Origin of the sequence: Wenyingzhuangia heitensis (assembly GCF_011762155.1) — a bacterium.
Lineage (GTDB): Bacteria > Bacteroidota > Bacteroidia > Flavobacteriales > Flavobacteriaceae > Wenyingzhuangia > Wenyingzhuangia heitensis.
Genome location: NZ_JAASQL010000003.1, coordinates 69,803 through 86,979 on the forward strand (window position 1 = coordinate 69,803; position 17,177 = coordinate 86,979).

Consider the following 17,177-nt stretch of genomic DNA (forward strand, 5'->3'; position numbering starts at 1 on the left):
CTAAACATATGATTTGCTTAAAACAACTCAACACTTTTCGTTAACAATAAATTAACACTTCGTAAAAATATAAAGCAACAAAGATAACACTTATCAAACGTCTAGCAAAGCATATAATTGTTCAAGACCTAAAACATAATCTATCAAAATAAGTTTATTCATAACCAAACCATATTTATAGACGTAACTTTAACAAAAAGGTTGCGTGAAATTTTACTTTCATCAATTACAAATTAATTGTTCCTTTGCTAACAAGTCTAGTACTTAAATAAAACGTATGAAAACAGTTATATATACTGCCATTTTCGGAAAAAAAATTGGTCTTTTTAAACAACCTGCATTTAAGAATGTTAAGTATGTATGCTATACAGATCAAGATATTAGCTCTAAACACTGGGAAGTAAGAAAGGTAGAGCCTTGGTTTGATGACCCTACTAGAAACAATAGGTACGTAAAAATTCTGCCTCATTTATTTTTTAAAGAATACGATCTTAGTATTTATCTTGATGTCAATTATTTAATTACGGGTAACGTTCCTTCTCTTTTAAAAAAAGTATACAAAGACAACACCTTTATGTGCTTTAATCACAATAAAATTACAGGAGATGCCAGAAATTGTATTTACAAAGAATTAGAACATATTTTGTACTTAGGAGAACTACGTGGTGAGTTTAAAGATGATCCTAAACTCATGAAAGCTCAATTAGAAAACTATAAATCTGAAGGATATCCTAAAGACAATGGTATGATAAGAGGTTCTGTACTGATAAGAAATCACAACAATACTAAGGTAATTGAATTTATGAACGAGTGGTGGCAACAACTAACCTCTTGGAGTCGTAGAGACCAGCTAAGTTGTAATTATGCAGCCTGGAAAACTAATTTCACCATAAACTATTTACCTGGTAATGGAGTAAAAAGGAATGACTGGTTTTTAAACTTAGGCTCCAACCGAACAAATTTTAGTCGTAAACTATTTAAAGTAAAACTTAAAAAGCTATTAAAAGGAACGTATTAAATCAACTCCAAAAGATAATTCTCTACCTTTTGCTGATTTACTTTCGCATCAAAATTTTCTTTAACAAACGTATTTCCTGCCAGTCCCATTTGAGCTATTAAATCTCTATTTTTTTGCAATTCAACAACATGTTTTACTATTTGCTCAATATTATCTTTTGCTACCAAAAAACCTGTTTTATTATCTAAAACCACTTCAGGATTACTACTTACATTATAAGCAATTACAGGTTTTTTAAAGTAGGAAGCTTCTGCAACCACATAACCAAATCCCTCCCAATGAGACGTTAACACAAACACATCAATTTGCGACATAAATTCGCTTACCTTAGTAACATAGCCTGTAAACCTAACAACATCTGTTACTTTTAATTGCTCAGCTTTTTGCTTTAATTCTTGTAACAACCTTCCATCTCCTCCTATTACAATTTCAAAATCTGTTATTTTTTGTTTTAAAACTACGGCCAAATCTAACAACGCTGTCTGATTTTTTTGATACTCTAACCTCCCTAAATTTCCTATGGTAAAAATATCTTTTGCTTGCTTTTCTTTAAACTTATAATGATTTAACCGCAATCCGTTATAAATTACTTTTATTTTATCCTCAGGAAACATATTGGCATTTTTCTGGTTAATGGTCTTTTTAGTTTCAAAAGAATTCACCAGTATTTGAGATATTATGTTTTTAAAATACCATCTATTTAAAAAATTGTTTTTTATAGGGATTGCACTACCTCTCCGGTAAATAATTGTCTTTACACCTGCCCATTTTGCCGCCAAAGCACCTACCTTAATATCTTTTGATATATTATAAATGACAGCATTGGGCTTGTCTTTTATAAACAAAAACATTAATTGTAAAATTTTAAAAAGGTTTAAAAAACTCAAATTCCCAATAGAGATCAATCTAATTTCAATTCCGTCCTTTTCTAATTTTTTACGCAGTTCTCCATTTTTATGACAATAAACAATAACTCTATAATCTTTATTATTTAGATAAGATGAGGTTTCTAAATGCCATTTTTCTCCACCTCCCCAGGCCAGTTCAGAATTAAATAAACAAATTGTTTTCATATTACAGTCCCTTATACAAATCCATTATAGCGTTGGCAATTACCGTATCGTTAAATTGCTGAGCGTAGTTCCATCCTTGTTCTTTCATTTTATCTTGCAATAACGTATCGTTTTCTATTCTATTTATTTCTTTTAACAATGCCAAATCATCATGCGGTTCTATGTATATAGAATCTGGTCCACCAGCTTCTGAAAAACAACTACCTACAGAAGATATTACAGGAGTTTTAGAATACAATGCCTCTACTATTGGAATTCCAAACCCCTCAAAAATACTTGGATAAATAAATATAGAAGTTTTTTGGTAAATGATTGCCAATTCTTCCATACTTACTCCTTTTAAAAAACAAACACGGTTTTGCATGTTGTTCTCTTTTATATACGCTTTAACCTTATCTGCGTAATTGGTTTCTTTTCCCACCACCACCAAATAATGGTTTGTATTTTTGATGGCTTTTACAATCGTCAATAAATTTTTACGCTCTTGTATGGTTCCTACATTTAATAAATACTTGTTAGGTAAATCATACTTTTTAGCGACTTGTTCTTTTTCTTTAGATGTGTAATCTTTTTGAAATGCCGAATGACATCCTTGATACACCACCTCTATTTTTGTTGGAGAGACCTGTAAAAACTCAACAATATCTCTTTTTGTTTGCTCACTAATTGCAATTACCTTGTCTGCAACTTGAGCGGCTCTTTTAAATTTTTTGTAATGGATTTTTCCATCTATATAAGAGTACAATTCTGGATAACGAACAAAAATTAAATCATGAATAGTAACTACCGTTTTAATATTTGTGGTTTCTATCCCTACAGGCAATTCATTCGTTAACCCATGATAAATCTCAATTTTATCTGATACTAAATCTTTTACAATTGCTTTTTGCCTCCATAAAGAATTTAACTTTTGCCAAACTTTACTTTTTGGAAAACAAACTTTTAAATTATCAGCAATTTTAAGTCTATCTATTTTACCTGGTTTTGGATTGTACAAAAAATAAGAGTTTTTAGAAAAATAACTCGACATTATTCTAACCGTATCTCTACTGTAGTTTCCTAAACCTGTGATATTATGAAAAATTCGTTTTGCATCAAAACCGACCCTCATGTTTTTATTGAATTTGTCTTTTAAAAAAGAACTTTACATCTTTTAATGTGAAAATTATTTTTTGTTTTAAACTAATTTTTATTGTTCCTTTTGATAAAATATTTAAAACTTTATGCCCTTGTAATCTAATCCAAGTTCTTGTTTGTTTTAAACTAACAGCATCAATAACAGATCCGAAATCAAACACAAAACATCGTATACCCGCGTTCCATAATCTTACTTGAACTACATTGGAAGAACTCCCTATACTAGGTATAATTAAATCTACATTATGCATATTTTCCTCAACTAACGGCCACCATTCTCCTATTCTTTCATATGCGTGTTTAAAAGGTGTTTGAATGTAATAGTCTATATTCCCATATAATTTTTCAGCATCTTCTTTAGATGCCCCCCCCACAAACATTTTCTTTTTTGGTCTAACATAATTATCTAATAGCTCTTTTAATTTTTTAGGTTTAAAAATCATCATTATATGGATAATACATGGATTGTGATAAACCGGTTTTAACTTATATGAGTTTTCTCCTATTAAATCAATCATTTTATTTTCCCAATTAAAACGCCCATAAATTCCACGAACCCAATATCCATCATAAGGATAACTTATTGGTAGTGATATTAAATAATCAATATCTTCAACTAAAAAAGAAGCCTCTAACTCCTTGGCTAAATTATTGTTGTATTTATAATTTCTATGATTTTTTCCTAATAAAGTTAAAAACTCTCCATCACCAAAACGAACATAGTAAAATGGTCTGTTCTCTTCAAACCTTCTAAATACCTCATTAAAACTTTCATCAATCCCCATAGTTGTAACGGATTGATCTTTATTTATAGAATATTTTCTTTTTTGAAAGTAATATTTTAAATGCTTCACTGATTAAGTTTCTTTTTCTCAAAAATACAATCTTTTATGTTTTATTAATTACAATCCATCAGATATCTTTGTTACTAACTAAACTAAAAATAAAAATGTCTAAAATACTCTCTTTTGATTACGGAACCGTAAGAACCGGATTGGCAGAAACTGATGATCTAAAAATGATGGCTTTTAGCTTGGATACTGTTCCTACCAAAGAAATTTTTAGTTACCTAAACAACTATTTAAAAAACAATCAAGTAGATCTTTTTGTAGTTGGAGAACCTAAACAAATGAATGGTTTAGAAAGCGAAAGTGAAGTGTATATTAAGGAGTTTATCAAAAAATTAAAAACAACATACCACATTCCTATTGTTAGATTTGATGAACGTTTTACTTCTAAAATGGCTTTTGACACTATGATTGCTAGCGGTATTGGTAAAAAGAAAAGACAAAATAAAGGTTTGGTAGACAAAATTAGTGCGACTATTATTTTACAAGGCTATCTAGATAGTTTATAAACCTTTAGACAAACCATTTTTACACACAATAGCATTGTTTTCTTTTTTGGGTTGCATTAATTCCATATTTAAACGCAAGCCATTTTTGCAGTAACATTCTTCGTGAAAAATATGATATACAATAGCTTTATTTTTTACGGAGGCCATTTTAAGTCCGCTATTTCTTAATCTCCATTCAATATCGGTATCTTCTCCTACAGAAGCAATTTTATAATCCTCATCAAAACCATTAAGTGCTAACAAATGTTCTTTCATAACACCCCAATTACAACCTAAAATACCTCTATCTTTTTTAAAATTTAAAACAGAACTATAAAACCCTTCTTTCTTTTTTTTAGAATCAGAAAACAATACATTTAAAAAAGATAGCTTTTCTATTTCTTTTGATTCTTTTAATTTGTCAGAAATTTGTTTACCCAACATCACTCGTCTACCACAATAAAAATAACCTGACTCTATTAATTTAACATACGTTTTTACAAAATGCTTGTGCGGAATGCAATCTCCATCAATAAAAACCACTTTATCTGCATTGGCAATACGCACAGATTTGTTTAGCATTTCACATTTTCTAAAACCGTTATCTTCTTTTTGCTTGGTGTGTAGTATTCTAAAATTATAATACTGAGCTTCATTTTTTATAAAATCATCCGTAACATCACTGCAATCGTCTTCAGATATAACTACTTCAAAACCCTGCTTACTTTGCATATTTAACGCACTCAAAATCAGCTTTAAATTATCTAAAGCTTTGTAGTAAGATATAATGATAGACAACTCCATTAAAATAAGTTTTTTGACAAAAATATTCTTTTATATAGAAATTAAAAATATAATTTTTGTTAAATCTTCTATTTTATTATTAAGGTTTGTTAATAATAATTACTTTGAAACCTTTCAAATGAATAACAAATCCTTTTAATTTGTAATAAAACATATTATGAAAGGAATCATACTAGCAGGAGGATCAGGAACAAGGTTGTATCCTTTAACCAAAGCCACCTCCAAACAATTATTAGCTATTTATGACAAACCTATGATATACTATCCTTTATCTGTATTGTTATTAGCAGGTATTAAGGATATTTTAATTATTACCACTCCCGAAGATCAAGAACGTTTTGTAAACTTATTAGGAGATGGGACTCAATTAGGGATACAACTTTCTTACGAAATACAACCCAATCCAGAAGGGTTGGCACAAGCTTTTATTATTGGTAAAGAATTTATTGGAGATGATGATGTTGCTTTAATTTTAGGAGATAATATTTTTTACGGACAAGGATTTCCTGATTTACTAACCCAAGCGATTAAAAGTTGTAAAGAAGAACAAAAAGCAACTATTTTTGGTTACTACGTTAGTGATCCACAACGTTACGGAGTTGTTGAATTTGACAAAGACAAAAATGCTTTAAGCATAGAAGAAAAACCTAAAGAACCGAAAAGTAATTACGCTGTTTCTGGTTTGTATTTTTACCCTAACAATGTAGTAAACATAGCTCAAAACGTAAAACCTAGCCACAGAGGAGAGTTAGAAATAACTTCTGTAAATCAGGCTTATTTAAACCAGAAAGAATTAAACGTTTTATTAATGGGTCGAGGTTATGCTTGGTTAGACACGGGTACACACGAATCCATGCTAGAAGCTTCTAACTTTATACATACCATAGAAAAAAGACAAGGGTTAAAAGTAGCTTGTATAGAAGAAATTGCTTTTGAACAAGGATACATTTCTAACACGCAATTAACCCTATTAGGAGAAGAAATGAAAAAGAACGAATACGGACAATACTTAATTAGAAGAGCCAAAAAATAACATGAAATTTACACGTACAGAAATCCCAGATGTAATTGTTTGTGAACCCAAAGTTTTTGGAGATCATAGAGGTTATTTTATGGAATCATTCAAAGCAGATACACTTGCCGAATTTTTAGGATATACAATCAATTTTTGTCAAGACAACGAATCTAGCTCTACCAAAGGAGTTTTAAGAGGGTTGCATTATCAAATTAATGGTTTTGAACAAACCAAATTGGTACGAGTGATACAAGGTAGTGTGATAGATGTTGCGGTAGATATCCGTAAAGGATCTCCTACTTTTGGAAAACATGTGGCTGTAGAATTATCTGCAGAAAACAAAAAACAATTGCTAGTTCCTAAAGGTTTTGCTCACGGATTTATTGTACTAAGTGACACTGCCATTTTTAGCTACAAAGTAGATGCTCCTTACAGTTTTGAAAACGAAAGAGGATTGGCTTTTGATGATGCTTCTTTAGGGATTGATTGGCAATTAAATCCTGATGAATTTGTCTTGTCCGAAAAAGACACTCAAAACCCGACTTTAGAAAAAGCCGAATTATTAGACTATAACACCAATTATTATGAGTAATGTATTAGTTACAGGTTCTAACGGTCAATTAGGATCTGAAATTCAATCTTTAGCAAACAACTATCCTCAGTACAATTTCTTTTTTACAGATGTTGCTACTTTAGATATTACTGATTTAAAAAAAGTAGAAGATTTTTGTCTTACAAACAATATCAACGTAATTTTAAATTGCGCAGCTTATACGGCTGTAGACAAAGCGGAAGAACAAACAGATTTGTGCAATGCTGTAAACAATACTGCTACTTTTAATTTGGCAACGGTAGCAAAAGCACAAAATATTCAGCTAATACATACCTCTACAGATTATGTGTTTAACGGAATGAACCATGTAGGTTTTAAAGAGGACGATACTCCAAATCCCATCAATGTTTATGGAAAAACAAAATGGTTGGGAGAAGAAGCTATGAAGAAAATAAATCCAACAAATTCTATAATTATTAGAACTTCTTGGGTGTACTCTACTTACGGAAACAATTTTGTAAAAACCATGTTAAAATTGGCCGAGACTAGAGAGTTGTTAACCATTATTGCAGATCAAACAGGGACTCCTACCTATGCGTATGATTTGGCAAAAACCATGTTAGACATTTTACCAAAAGTGACCAATACAAACGTAGAAACCTATCATTATTCTAATGAAGGAGTTTGTAGTTGGTACGATTTTGCTTTTGAAATTTTTAGTCAAACCCAAACAAACTGTAAAGTGTTGCCTATTGAAACCAAGGAGTATCCTACAGCAGCAGAAAGACCTTTATTTAGTTTAATGAACAAATCAAAAATTAAAAAAACCTTTGATATTGAAATTCCACATTGGAAAACTTCTTTAAAAAATTGTTTAGAAAAATTATAAAAATAGGGCATCAAGCACAGGCGAGATACTTATTGCTTAGCTAACTAGCAAAACAAAACCATGAACAAATGAAAACAATATTAGTCACAGGAACAGCAGGTTTTATCGGTTCTAACTTTATTTATCATTTTATAAAATCTTACCCAGATTATCAATTAATCAGCTTAGATAAATTAACTTATGCAGGTAGTTTAGAGAATTTAACAGAGGTAGAAAATCACGCTAGACATACCTTTATTAAAGGGGATATTTGTGACAGACCTTTAATTGAAAAAATATTTTCAGAAAACGATGTACAAGGAGTACTTCATTTTGCTGCAGAATCTCATGTAGACAATTCTATTAGCAATCCTGGAGTGTTTGTAGAAACCAACGTAAACGGAACTTTTACCTTGATAGATGTTGCCTACAAACATTGGATGGAAAAACCATTTACCTTTAAAAAAGGTTATGAAAACTGTAAATTTTTACACGTATCTACCGATGAAGTTTATGGAACTTTAGGAGAAACTGGTTTGTTTACAGAAACCACTTCTTATGCCCCTAACTCTCCCTACAGTGCTTCTAAAGCGAGTAGTGATATGTTGGTGCGTAGTTATCATCATACTTATGGAATGAACACCATTATTACCAACTGTTCTAACAATTACGGACCGCAACAACACGATGAAAAACTGATTCCGACCGTAATTAGAAAAGCTTTAAATGGAGAAGAAATTCCTATTTATGGTGATGGTAAAAACATTCGTGATTGGTTGTATGTCTTAGACCATTGCAAAGGAATAGATTTGGCTTATCACAAAGGAGTGTTTGGAGAAGTTTACAATATTGGAGGTAGAAACGAAAGAAACAACAATTACATTGCCGATAAAATTTGTGAAATTTTAGATACTCTTAAGCCTGCAAAAAACAGCTACAAAGATTTAATTAATTATGTAGAAGACAGAGCGGGTCACGATAGACGTTATGCTATTGATGCTACAAAAATTGAATCTGATTTAGGCTGGAAAGCGGATGAAAATTTTGAATCTGGGATTCTTAAAACCATAGAATGGTATTTAGAAAAATATACTTCTTAATCCATAAAATCAAAAGCCAAAGCAAATCACTTTGGCTTTTTTATTACTGTAATGCAAAAGTATAAAGCAATTCTTTGTACTTTTGCATTCGAATTTTAGCAAACGATTATGATATTACCAGTTATTGCCTATGGAGACCCTGTCTTAAGAAAAGTAGGTAAAGAAATAGACAAAGATTATCCACAACTTTCTACCTTAATTGCAAATATGTGGGAAACTATGGAAAACGCAAATGGTGTAGGTTTGGCTGCTCCTCAAATTGGTAAAGACATTCGCTTATTTGTTATTGATGCAACTCCTTTTGCAGATGATGAAGAAGCAACTCCTGAGGAGAAAGAAGTATTGTCTTCTTTTAGAAAAGTATTTATCAATGCTAAAATAGAAAGTGAAGAAGGTGATGAATGGGCTTTTGAAGAAGGATGTTTAAGTATTCCTGAAATTAAAGAAGATGTTTGGAGAAGCGAAACCATTCATGTAACCTATCAAGATGAAAATTTTGAAACACAAAAAGCTACATATAGTGGTTTAGCTGCTAGAGTTTTTCAACACGAATATGATCATATAGAAGGAGTGTTATTTACGGATAAACTTTCTTCTTTAAAAAAGAGATTGATCAAAAAGAAACTGGATAACATCTCTAAAGGTAAAATTGGAGCTGATTATAGAATGCGATACTTTAACGCAAAAAGAAAATAAATTAAACATAATTAGAATGAGTTTAACAAAAGTAATAGCAATTGCTGGTAAACCAGGATTGTATGAGATTTTAGGACAAACAAAAGGTGGGTTTATTACTACGTCATTAATTGATGGAAAAAAAGCTCCTGTTAAAAATACTCAAAACGTAAGTGTTTTAAGCGATATAGGAATTTATACATATGAAACCGAAGCTCCTTTAGGAGAAGTATTCTTAGCACTTCACGAAAAATTTGAAGGAAAAGAAGCTATTAGCCACAAAGCACCAAACAATGAATTGGCTGCTTTATTTAGCGAGGTTTTACCAGCATATGATGAAGAAAGAGTATATGTTTCTAACATCAAAAAAGTAATACAATGGTACAACCTTTTAATTACTTCTGGTTTTGACTTTGAAACCATTAAAGAAGACATTAAAAAATTAGAAGAAGCTCAAAATCAGGCTGAATAATTTTTAAAAACATACTTTTAAAAGAGTTATAATTTCTAGTTTTACAAGAAATTATAACTCTTTTTTATTTCCCACAATTTTATGAATACAAGAAAAGAACAATTAGCTGCTATAGATCGTTTGTTAACCATTATGGACGAGTTAAGAGAACAATGTCCTTGGGATAAAAAACAAACTTTAGAAAGTTTACGTCACTTAACCATTGAGGAAACTTATGAGTTAGCGGATGCTATTCTTGCCAATGACTTGGAAGAAATAAAAAAAGAATTGGGAGATTTGCTTTTACACATTGTTTTTTACGCAAAAATAGGAAGCGAATCTAAATCCTTTGATATTGGTGATGTTGCCACCTCTATATCTGAAAAATTAATTCACAGACATCCACATATTTATGGTGATGTAAAAGTGAAAGATGAAGAAGAAGTAAAACAAAACTGGGAACAACTTAAATTAAAAGAAAAAGGAACTACTTCTCTTTTACAAGGTGTCCCTACTTCTTTGCCGGCCTTGGTGAAAGCCAATAGAATTCAAGAAAAAGTTTCTGCTGTTGGTTTCGACTGGGAACATCCGGAACAAGTTTGGGAAAAAGTACAAGAAGAACTAGGAGAGTTTAATGATGAATTAAAAACAGGTGATAAAAACAACATAGAAGCCGAATTTGGTGATATTTTATTCTCTATGGTAAATTACGCTAGACTAATAGGGATTAACCCTGAAAATGCTTTAGAACGCACCAATATTAAATTTAAAAAGCGCTTTGAGTATTTAGAAGATCGTACCATGAAAAAAGGAATTCAGCTTAGCAATTTATCTTTAGAAGAAATGGATGTCTATTGGGAAGAAGCAAAAAAGTTTGATTAATCTAAACTTCTTGCAATTCAAAATACTTATCAACCACACCAAAAGAAATTGCGCTTTCTAACTTGTCGTCTTTAAACTGTAAAGTATATTCATTTGCATTTTTAACAATTTCCAATGCTTCATCCGTATTGTTTATATAATAAGTAAGTTTTTCTTCCAAATCAGAATAATCATCTTTGATACAAATAAAATGATAATTAGGAATTAGCGTTCCTTCCATAAACCAAGTTTCGTATGTGGGCATGGGCATTACCGCTATAGAATTAGAAGACATTACCCATTTTAAATTGGTTGCCACATCGTTTCCTTCTAATGATAAAATAAATTTATACTGTAAATGCTCTTTAATAGAAAGTTTTGGAGTATCCCATTCTTGTGTTACTTTGGGTGAATTTACCGCTCCTAAATTACATAAAGGATGATGAAAATATTTTTCATAAAAAGCAATTCTATGTGGATGGTATGCAAATATTTTAGCTCTTCCAATTAATTGATTTTTTTTATCACTAAAATTGATGCTGTCTTTTACAAACTTAAAGTGTCTTACTTTGTTTAATTTCATCAAAACCGAATTTTGATTATCTCCTTTTATAGGTCTACTTTTCACAAAGGTAGGAACTGCAGGGATTTTTACAACATCACCAAACTCATAATTAATTTTGTTTGATTTTGAATAATAGCGTAAGAATTCAATCAAATCAAAATAGTATGTTTTTAATTTTTTAGGTTTTCTAAATGCTTCAATTGTAGTTCCAGAGATTACTTTATAAGTTGATTCTAATTTATTATAATAATCAAGTCTATTTTTAATATTAAAGTCGGATCGATTTGTTCCTTTTTTAAATAAAGTACGAGGTAATATGTCTAAAATTGTGTTTTTAACATAGTACTTTAATTTTGTGAATCCCATAAATACAAATCTTATCTTTACCCCTCAAAACTACAATATATTTTGTAGAAATCAAGAAACTAAAAACTAAGTACATTTACGTAATATATACGTATATTTGTTCCAAGAAACAAAACTATAATTATGCCAGAAAACATAAAAAGCCCTCAAGATTCAGCCGTAGAAATAACAGAATTAATGAAACCTTTAAACTCTAATTTTAGTGGTAAAATACACGGAGGGTACATTTTAAATTTAATGGATCAAATTGCATTTGCCTGTGCTTCTAAATATTCTGGACAATATTGTGTAACTGCTTCTGTCAATACTGTAGATTTTAAAAACCCTGTAAGTGTTGGTGAGTTTTTAACATTAAAAGCGAGAGTTAATTATGTAGGTAATACATCTATGACTGTTGGAATTAGAGTTATTTCTGAAAACATACAAACTGGAGAAAAAAAACATTGTAACTCATCATACTTTGTAATGGTGGCTAAAACTAAAGAAGGTAAAAATGCTACAGTTCCTAAATTAAAATTAAGAAACTCCGAAGATGTAAGACGTTTTATTCGTTCTAAAAGTAGATTAGAAACTAACAAATTAAGGAAACAAGCTTTTAGCAAGCAGTCTTTTAATTACAAAGAACATTTAGAAGAGCTAAATAACTTTAATGTATATATAGATCCATCATTGTTGGATTAAAAAGAAAAAGCCTTAGTTTATTAATAAACTAAGGCTTTTTTATATTTTATAATTAAGATATTCTTAACTCTTCATATTATCAATAAATTGATCAAATAAGTAAGTCGCATCATTCGGTCCAGGTCCCGCTTCTGGGTGGTACTGTACAGAAAACACTTTTTTATCTTTAATAGCAATCCCTGCTACAGTATTGTCATTTAAATGAACGTGTGTAATTTCAACATTTTCATTCGCTTCAACATCTTCTCTACTAATATTAAACCCATGATTCTGAGATGTAATTTCACCTTTACCTGTAACTAGGTTTTTTATTGGGTGATTGATACCTCTATGTCCATTGTGCATTTTATAGGTAGAAATTCCTTGAGACAAGGCAATTATTTGATGACCTAAACAAATACCAAATAACGTTAAACCTTTCTCTATAATTGTTTTTGCAATTTCTTGAGCAGATTCTAATGGTTCTGGATCACCAGGTCCATTTGATAAAAAGTATCCATCAGGGTTAAAAGCAGCCATTTCATCAAAAGTAGCTGTAGATGGATATACTTTTATATAACAATCTCTTTTTGCTAAATTTCTTAAAATGTTCTTTTTAATTCCTAAATCTAAAGCAGAAACTTTATAAGTAGCATTCTCATCGCCAAAATAATAAGGCTCTTTTGTAGATACAACAGAAGCTAAATCTAAACCAACCATACTAGGTGCTTCAGCTAATTTTCTCATTAAACCTTCAACATTATCAACATCTGTAGATACTAATGCATTCATAGCACCATGCTTTCTAATATAGCTAACCACGGCTCTAGTATCAACATCTGTAATAGAAATTAATCCATGCTCTTTTAAATAGTCCTCCAAAGAACCATTAGAACGTTCTCTAGAATATTCATAGCTAAAATTTCTACATACTAATCCAGCAATCTTAATTCCGTCAGATTCTACTTCGTCATTATTTACACCATAATTACCAATGTGTGCATTAGTAGTTACCATAATTTGACCAAAGTAAGAAGGATCTGTAAAAATTTCTTGATAACCAGTCATTCCAGTATTGTAACAGATTTCACCTATAGTAGTTCCATCAATTCCAACAGACTTTCCTTCAAAAATAGTTCCGTCTTCCAATAATAGAATTGCTTTCTTTAATTCTTTGTACTTCATAAAAGTTGTTTTTGTTGTTGGGTGGAGGTTGTTCACCTAAGCTTTCAACAAAGAATGTTTGTAAAAATATTTTTTTTTTGCAAATATAAAAAAAGGGATAAACTATTTAATAGTTTATCCCTTTTATATTTCAATCTAAGTAAATCATGATTACTCTTCAGTAGTTTCTTTAGATTCAGCAGCAGCCTCAACTTGAGGTGCATCAGCCTTCTTCTTAGATCTACGAGTCGTCTTTTTCTTTTTAGCTCCGTTAGGGTTGTAAATTTCGTTGTAATCAACTAATTCTACCATTGCCATTGGTGCATTATCTCCTTGACGATTTCCTAGTTTAATGATACGTACATATCCACCTGGTCTATCAGCTACTTTTACAGCAATCTGTTGAAATAACTCAGATACAGCATATTTGTTTTTCAAATAAGAAAAAACAGTTCTACGGTTATGAGTAGTATCTTCTTTAGATTTTGTAATAATAGGCTCAACATACATACGTAAAGCTTTTGCTTTAGCTACAGTTGTGTTGATACGCTTGTGCTCTATTAAAGAACAAGCCATGTTTGCTAACATTGCACTTCTATGCGCTGTTTTTCTACCTAAGTGGTTAAATTTCTTTCCGTGTCTCATTTTAAATGATTTTGGCTTTCATCTTGCTCATACCCTCTTTGGGGAGCAAACTATGAAAGAGTTATTAGTCTTTGTCTAATTTATATTTGCTTAAATCCATTCCGAAATGTAAATTTTTAACGTTTACCAATTCGTCTAACTCTGTTAAAGATTTTTTACCAAAGTTTCTAAATTTCATTAAGTCATTTTTGTTAAATGATACTAAATCACCCAACGTTTCTACCTCTGCTGCTTTTAAACAATTTAAAGCTCTTACAGATAGGTCCATGTCCACTAATTTAGTTTTTAACAACTGTCTCATGTGTAATGACTCCTCATCGTAAGTCTCTGTTCTAGCAATTTCATCTGCCTCTAAAGTGATACGCTCATCAGAGAATAACATAAAGTGGTGAATTAAAATTTTTGCAGCTTCAGTTAAAGCATCTTTAGGATTGATTGATCCATCAGTAATCACATCAAAAACTAATTTTTCATAATCAGTTTTTTGTTCTACACGATAGTTTTCTACAGCATATTTTACATTCTTTATAGGAGTGTAAATTGAATCTGTAAAAATAGTTCCTAAAGGCACGTTTACTTTTTTGTTTTCTTCAGCAGGAACAAATCCTCTACCTTTTTCAATAGTAATATCAAAACTTACAGCTACAGAGCTATCTAAGTTACATATTACTAAATCTGGGTTTAATACTTGAAAACCTGAAGTAAACTTTTGTATATCACCAGCAGTGATTTGGTTCTGACCTGATACTGATACAGAAACAGTTTCTTTATCAGTGTCTTCTATCTGTTGCTTAAAACGAACTTGTTTTAAGTTTAAGATGATTTCAGTAACATCCTCTACAACACCTTCCACAGTTGAGAACTCATGCTCAACTCCTTCAATGCGTAAAGATGTAATAGCGAAACCCTCTAAAGAAGACAATAATACTCTTCTCAAAGCATTACCTACTGTTAAACCAAAACCTGGCTCTAACGGTCTGAATTCGAATTTACCTTCAAAATCGGTAGATTCAATCATGATAACTTTATCTGGTTTCTGAAAATTTAATATTGCCATAGCTAACTGGTGTCTATTTATTATTTCGAGTACAACTCGACGATTAATTGCTCTTTGATGTTTTCTGGAATCTGAAGTCTTTCAGGAACGCTTACAAAAGTTCCAGTTTTAGTATCATTATTCCAAGTTAACCACTCAAAGACAGTTGAAGTAGTCGCTAAACTATCCTCAATTACTGTAAGTGATTTAGATTTTTCTCTTACACCAACAACATCACCAGGCTTCAATTGGTAAGAAGGAATGTTAAGGATTTCTCCGTTAACAGTAATATGTCTGTGAGATACTAATTGACGAGCACCACTTCTTGAATTTGATAATCCCATACGGAATACAGTATTATCTAAACGAGATTCACATAACTGTAATAAAACTTCACCAGTAATACCTTTACTAGCTGAAGCTTTCTTAAATAAATTAGAAAACTGACGTTCTAAAATACCATAAGTATACTTTGCTTTTTGCTTTTCTTGTAATTGTAAAGAATATTCAGAACGTTTAGCTCTTTTCTTTGCCTGTCCGTGTTGTCCAGGTGGGTAATTACGTTTTTCAAAAGACTTGTCGTCACCAAAAATTGCTTCACCAAACTTACGAGCAATTTTAGTTTTAGGTCCATTATATCTTGCCATAATAAAAATTTAAAAAATTGGCAGTTATGAATTAAGGCTTAGTCCTTCGATAACTTAATGTGCCAATTTAATGTTAATAAAAAAATAAATTATATTCTTCTTCTTTTTGGAGGTCTACATCCGTTATGTGGTAATGGAGTAACATCAATAATTTCTGATACTTCAATTCCAGCATTATGTATTGTACGGATAGCAGATTCTCTACCATTTCCAGGTCCTTTTACGTAAACTTTAACTTTACGCAACCCTGCTTCATGTGCAACACCTGCACAATCTTCAGCAGCTGTTTGTGCAGCATAAGGAGTGTTCTTTTTAGATCCACGGAATCCCATTTTACCTGCAGATGACCATGAGATTACATCTCCTTTTTTATTTGTTAAAGAAATGATGATGTTGTTAAATGATGCAGTAATGTGCGCTTCACCAACAGACTCAACAATAACTTTACGCTTTTTAGCGGTCTTTGTATTAGATTTAGCCATAACTTAATTATTTCTTTTTGTTCGCTACAGTTTTACGTTTTCCTTTTCTTGTTCTAGAGTTGTTTTTGGTTCTTTGACCTCTTAACGGTAAACCAGCACGGTGGCGGATTCCTCTAAAACATCCAATATCCATTAAACGCTTAATGTTTATTTGGATTTCTGAACGCAATTCACCTTCTATAGTGAATGTACCTGCTTGTTCACGAATTGCTCCGATTTGAGTATCTGTCCAATCTTGAACTTTGATATTCTCATCTACTCCAGCATTTGCTAAAATCTCTTTAGCTCTAGTTCTACCAATTCCAAAAATATAAGTCAACGCGATAACACCACGTTTGTTCTTTGGAATGTCAATACCTGAAATTCTTGCCATAACTAACCTTGTCTTTGTTTGAATCTAGGATTCTTTTTATTGATTACATATAATCTGCCTTTTCTACGCACAATCTTGCACTCGGCACTTCTCTTTTTTATTGATGCTCTTACTTTCATCGTATGATATTTTAGTATCTATAAGTAATTCGAGCCTTCGATAAATCGTAAGGACTCATTTCTAACTTAACTTTATCTCCTGGTAACAACTTAATATAATGCATACGCATTTTACCAGAAATGTGTGCAGTAACAATGTGACCATTTTCTAATTCTACTCTAAACATAGCGTTAGATAATGCTTCTGTAATTGTACCGTCTTGTTGTATTGACGCTTGTTTTGCCATAA

The 17,177-nt window shown here is 31.1% G+C and carries 23 protein-coding genes; 10 read left to right on the plus strand and 13 right to left on the minus strand.

Annotated elements, in window-relative coordinates:
• Positions 1-277: 277 nt before the first annotated feature.
• Positions 278-1,018, plus strand: a complete 741-nt coding sequence (locus tag FHR24_RS11135; protein ID WP_167188514.1) for a glycosyltransferase domain-containing protein — start codon at positions 278-280, stop codon at positions 1,016-1,018.
• On the opposite strand, the gene FHR24_RS11140 is transcribed toward FHR24_RS11135, so the two are convergent.
• From FHR24_RS11140 to FHR24_RS11150, 3 genes are read right to left on the minus strand one after another with little or no spacing between them, the layout of a single operon-like run.
• The gene (locus FHR24_RS11140; protein WP_167188517.1) at positions 1,015-2,091 is read right to left on the minus strand and encodes a glycosyltransferase; all 1,077 of its coding nucleotides are present in this window, start codon (positions 2,089-2,091) and stop codon (positions 1,015-1,017) included. The two genes, FHR24_RS11135 and FHR24_RS11140, sit on opposite strands and share 4 nt — an antisense overlap.
• A gap of 1 nt (position 2,092) precedes the next feature.
• Positions 2,093-3,202 (minus strand): glycosyltransferase family 4 protein, encoded by a 1,110-nt coding sequence (locus FHR24_RS11145; protein ID WP_167188520.1) that lies wholly within the window; start codon positions 3,200-3,202, stop codon positions 2,093-2,095.
• A 4-nt stretch (positions 3,203-3,206) separates the two neighbouring features.
• The gene (locus FHR24_RS11150) at positions 3,207-4,082 is read right to left on the minus strand and encodes a GT-D fold domain-containing glycosyltransferase (RefSeq protein ID WP_167188523.1); all 876 of its coding nucleotides are present in this window, start codon (positions 4,080-4,082) and stop codon (positions 3,207-3,209) included.
• Positions 4,083-4,177: 95 nt separating this feature from the next.
• Between FHR24_RS11150 and ruvX the strand changes: the two genes are divergently transcribed.
• Entirely contained in the window at positions 4,178-4,585 is a 408-nt protein-coding gene (ruvX, locus tag FHR24_RS11155) for a Holliday junction resolvase RuvX (RefSeq protein ID WP_167188526.1), read from the plus strand.
• Here ruvX and FHR24_RS11160 read toward each other — a convergent pair.
• The gene (locus FHR24_RS11160) at positions 4,580-5,368 is read right to left on the minus strand and encodes a glycosyltransferase (RefSeq protein ID WP_167188529.1); all 789 of its coding nucleotides are present in this window, start codon (positions 5,366-5,368) and stop codon (positions 4,580-4,582) included. The genes ruvX and FHR24_RS11160 overlap by 6 nt on opposite strands.
• Before the next feature lie 157 nt (positions 5,369-5,525).
• On the opposite strand from FHR24_RS11160, the gene rfbA reads away from it, so the two are divergent.
• The 7 genes from rfbA to mazG all read left to right on the plus strand — a co-directional run bounded on the left by rfbA (position 5,526) and on the right by mazG (position 10,912).
• A complete protein-coding gene (rfbA, locus tag FHR24_RS11165) occupies positions 5,526-6,401 on the plus strand; it encodes a glucose-1-phosphate thymidylyltransferase RfbA (RefSeq protein WP_167188532.1) in 876 nt (291 codons plus the stop codon).
• A gap of 1 nt (position 6,402) precedes the next feature.
• Complete coding sequence (rfbC, locus tag FHR24_RS11170; RefSeq protein WP_167188535.1) at positions 6,403-6,975, plus strand: dTDP-4-dehydrorhamnose 3,5-epimerase; 573 nt, start codon at positions 6,403-6,405, stop codon at positions 6,973-6,975.
• On the plus strand, positions 6,968-7,825 hold the full coding sequence (gene rfbD / locus FHR24_RS11175; protein WP_167188538.1) for a dTDP-4-dehydrorhamnose reductase: 858 nt from the start codon (positions 6,968-6,970) through the stop codon (positions 7,823-7,825). The genes rfbC and rfbD overlap by 8 nt, the downstream gene beginning before the upstream one ends.
• A gap of 68 nt (positions 7,826-7,893) precedes the next feature.
• Positions 7,894-8,904: a dTDP-glucose 4,6-dehydratase gene (gene rfbB, locus FHR24_RS11180; protein WP_167188541.1), complete on the plus strand. Its 1,011-nt coding sequence runs from the start codon at positions 7,894-7,896 to the stop codon at positions 8,902-8,904.
• A 108-nt stretch (positions 8,905-9,012) separates the two neighbouring features.
• Positions 9,013-9,600 (plus strand): peptide deformylase, encoded by a 588-nt coding sequence (gene def, locus FHR24_RS11185; protein ID WP_167188544.1) that lies wholly within the window; start codon positions 9,013-9,015, stop codon positions 9,598-9,600.
• Between the two features lie 16 nt (positions 9,601-9,616).
• Positions 9,617-10,051: a DUF5606 family protein gene (locus FHR24_RS11190; RefSeq protein ID WP_167188547.1), complete on the plus strand. Its 435-nt coding sequence runs from the start codon at positions 9,617-9,619 to the stop codon at positions 10,049-10,051.
• Between the two features lie 81 nt (positions 10,052-10,132).
• Positions 10,133-10,912, plus strand: coding sequence for a nucleoside triphosphate pyrophosphohydrolase (gene mazG / locus FHR24_RS11195; RefSeq protein WP_167188550.1), 780 nt, complete (start codon positions 10,133-10,135; stop codon positions 10,910-10,912).
• Position 10,913: 1 nt separating this feature from the next.
• Here the strand turns inward: mazG and FHR24_RS11200 are convergent, their stop codons facing one another.
• Complete coding sequence (locus FHR24_RS11200) at positions 10,914-11,822, minus strand: glycosyl transferase family 90 (RefSeq protein WP_167188553.1); 909 nt, start codon at positions 11,820-11,822, stop codon at positions 10,914-10,916.
• A 123-nt stretch (positions 11,823-11,945) separates the two neighbouring features.
• Here FHR24_RS11200 and FHR24_RS11205 point away from each other — a divergent pair, with 123 nt between their 5' ends.
• Positions 11,946-12,503, plus strand: coding sequence for an acyl-CoA thioesterase (locus FHR24_RS11205; RefSeq protein ID WP_167188556.1), 558 nt, complete (start codon positions 11,946-11,948; stop codon positions 12,501-12,503).
• A gap of 63 nt (positions 12,504-12,566) precedes the next feature.
• On the opposite strand, the gene carA is transcribed toward FHR24_RS11205, so the two are convergent.
• The 8 genes from carA to infA all read right to left on the minus strand — a co-directional run bounded on the left by carA (position 12,567) and on the right by infA (position 17,175).
• Positions 12,567-13,667 (minus strand): glutamine-hydrolyzing carbamoyl-phosphate synthase small subunit, encoded by a 1,101-nt coding sequence (carA, locus tag FHR24_RS11210; RefSeq protein ID WP_167188559.1) that lies wholly within the window; start codon positions 13,665-13,667, stop codon positions 12,567-12,569.
• Between the two features lie 150 nt (positions 13,668-13,817).
• Complete coding sequence (gene rplQ, locus FHR24_RS11215) at positions 13,818-14,291, minus strand: 50S ribosomal protein L17 (RefSeq protein ID WP_167188562.1); 474 nt, start codon at positions 14,289-14,291, stop codon at positions 13,818-13,820.
• Between the two features lie 64 nt (positions 14,292-14,355).
• On the minus strand, positions 14,356-15,348 hold the full coding sequence (locus tag FHR24_RS11220; RefSeq protein WP_167188565.1) for a DNA-directed RNA polymerase subunit alpha: 993 nt from the start codon (positions 15,346-15,348) through the stop codon (positions 14,356-14,358).
• Between the two features lie 20 nt (positions 15,349-15,368).
• A complete protein-coding gene (gene rpsD, locus FHR24_RS11225; RefSeq protein ID WP_167188568.1) occupies positions 15,369-15,974 on the minus strand; it encodes a 30S ribosomal protein S4 in 606 nt (201 codons plus the stop codon).
• An 89-nt stretch (positions 15,975-16,063) separates the two neighbouring features.
• Positions 16,064-16,456: a 30S ribosomal protein S11 gene (rpsK, locus tag FHR24_RS11230; protein WP_167188571.1), complete on the minus strand. Its 393-nt coding sequence runs from the start codon at positions 16,454-16,456 to the stop codon at positions 16,064-16,066.
• 7 nt (positions 16,457-16,463) lie between these two features.
• Positions 16,464-16,829 carry a 30S ribosomal protein S13 gene (gene rpsM, locus FHR24_RS11235; protein ID WP_167188574.1) on the minus strand — a complete coding sequence of 122 codons (366 nt, stop codon included), beginning with the start codon at positions 16,827-16,829 and terminating at the stop codon, positions 16,464-16,466.
• A gap of 2 nt (positions 16,830-16,831) precedes the next feature.
• Positions 16,832-16,948, minus strand: coding sequence for a type B 50S ribosomal protein L36 (gene ykgO, locus FHR24_RS11240; RefSeq protein ID WP_013621733.1), 117 nt, complete (start codon positions 16,946-16,948; stop codon positions 16,832-16,834).
• 11 nt (positions 16,949-16,959) lie between these two features.
• Positions 16,960-17,175, minus strand: a complete 216-nt coding sequence (gene infA / locus FHR24_RS11245; RefSeq protein WP_010137062.1) for a translation initiation factor IF-1 — start codon at positions 17,173-17,175, stop codon at positions 16,960-16,962.
• Between the last annotated feature and the right edge of the window lie 2 nt (positions 17,176-17,177).

Coding starts and splice junctions, on each gene's coding strand:
- FHR24_RS11135 (WP_167188514.1), top strand. CDS start 278: ATGAAAACAGTTATATATACTGCCATTTTCGGAAAAAAAATTGGTCTT.
- FHR24_RS11140 (WP_167188517.1), bottom strand. CDS start 2,091: ATGAAAACAATTTGTTTATTTAATTCTGAACTGGCCTGGGGAGGTGGA.
- FHR24_RS11145 (WP_167188520.1), bottom strand. CDS start 3,202: ATGAGGGTCGGTTTTGATGCAAAACGAATTTTTCATAATATCACAGGT.
- ruvX (WP_167188526.1), top strand. CDS start 4,178: ATGTCTAAAATACTCTCTTTTGATTACGGAACCGTAAGAACCGGATTG.
- FHR24_RS11160 (WP_167188529.1), bottom strand. CDS start 5,368: ATGGAGTTGTCTATCATTATATCTTACTACAAAGCTTTAGATAATTTA.
- rfbA (WP_167188532.1), top strand. CDS start 5,526: ATGAAAGGAATCATACTAGCAGGAGGATCAGGAACAAGGTTGTATCCT.
- rfbC (WP_167188535.1), top strand. CDS start 6,403: ATGAAATTTACACGTACAGAAATCCCAGATGTAATTGTTTGTGAACCC.
- rfbD (WP_167188538.1), top strand. CDS start 6,968: ATGAGTAATGTATTAGTTACAGGTTCTAACGGTCAATTAGGATCTGAA.
- rfbB (WP_167188541.1), top strand. CDS start 7,894: ATGAAAACAATATTAGTCACAGGAACAGCAGGTTTTATCGGTTCTAAC.
- def (WP_167188544.1), top strand. CDS start 9,013: ATGATATTACCAGTTATTGCCTATGGAGACCCTGTCTTAAGAAAAGTA.
- FHR24_RS11190 (WP_167188547.1), top strand. CDS start 9,617: ATGAGTTTAACAAAAGTAATAGCAATTGCTGGTAAACCAGGATTGTAT.
- mazG (WP_167188550.1), top strand. CDS start 10,133: ATGAATACAAGAAAAGAACAATTAGCTGCTATAGATCGTTTGTTAACC.
- FHR24_RS11200 (WP_167188553.1), bottom strand. CDS start 11,822: ATGGGATTCACAAAATTAAAGTACTATGTTAAAAACACAATTTTAGAC.
- FHR24_RS11205 (WP_167188556.1), top strand. CDS start 11,946: ATGCCAGAAAACATAAAAAGCCCTCAAGATTCAGCCGTAGAAATAACA.
- carA (WP_167188559.1), bottom strand. CDS start 13,667: ATGAAGTACAAAGAATTAAAGAAAGCAATTCTATTATTGGAAGACGGA.
- rplQ (WP_167188562.1), bottom strand. CDS start 14,291: ATGAGACACGGAAAGAAATTTAACCACTTAGGTAGAAAAACAGCGCAT.
- FHR24_RS11220 (WP_167188565.1), bottom strand. CDS start 15,348: ATGGCAATATTAAATTTTCAGAAACCAGATAAAGTTATCATGATTGAA.
- rpsD (WP_167188568.1), bottom strand. CDS start 15,974: ATGGCAAGATATAATGGACCTAAAACTAAAATTGCTCGTAAGTTTGGT.
- rpsK (WP_167188571.1), bottom strand. CDS start 16,456: ATGGCTAAATCTAATACAAAGACCGCTAAAAAGCGTAAAGTTATTGTT.
- rpsM (WP_167188574.1), bottom strand. CDS start 16,829: ATGGCAAGAATTTCAGGTATTGACATTCCAAAGAACAAACGTGGTGTT.
- ykgO (WP_013621733.1), bottom strand. CDS start 16,948: ATGAAAGTAAGAGCATCAATAAAAAAGAGAAGTGCCGAGTGCAAGATT.
- infA (WP_010137062.1), bottom strand. CDS start 17,175: ATGGCAAAACAAGCGTCAATACAACAAGACGGTACAATTACAGAAGCA.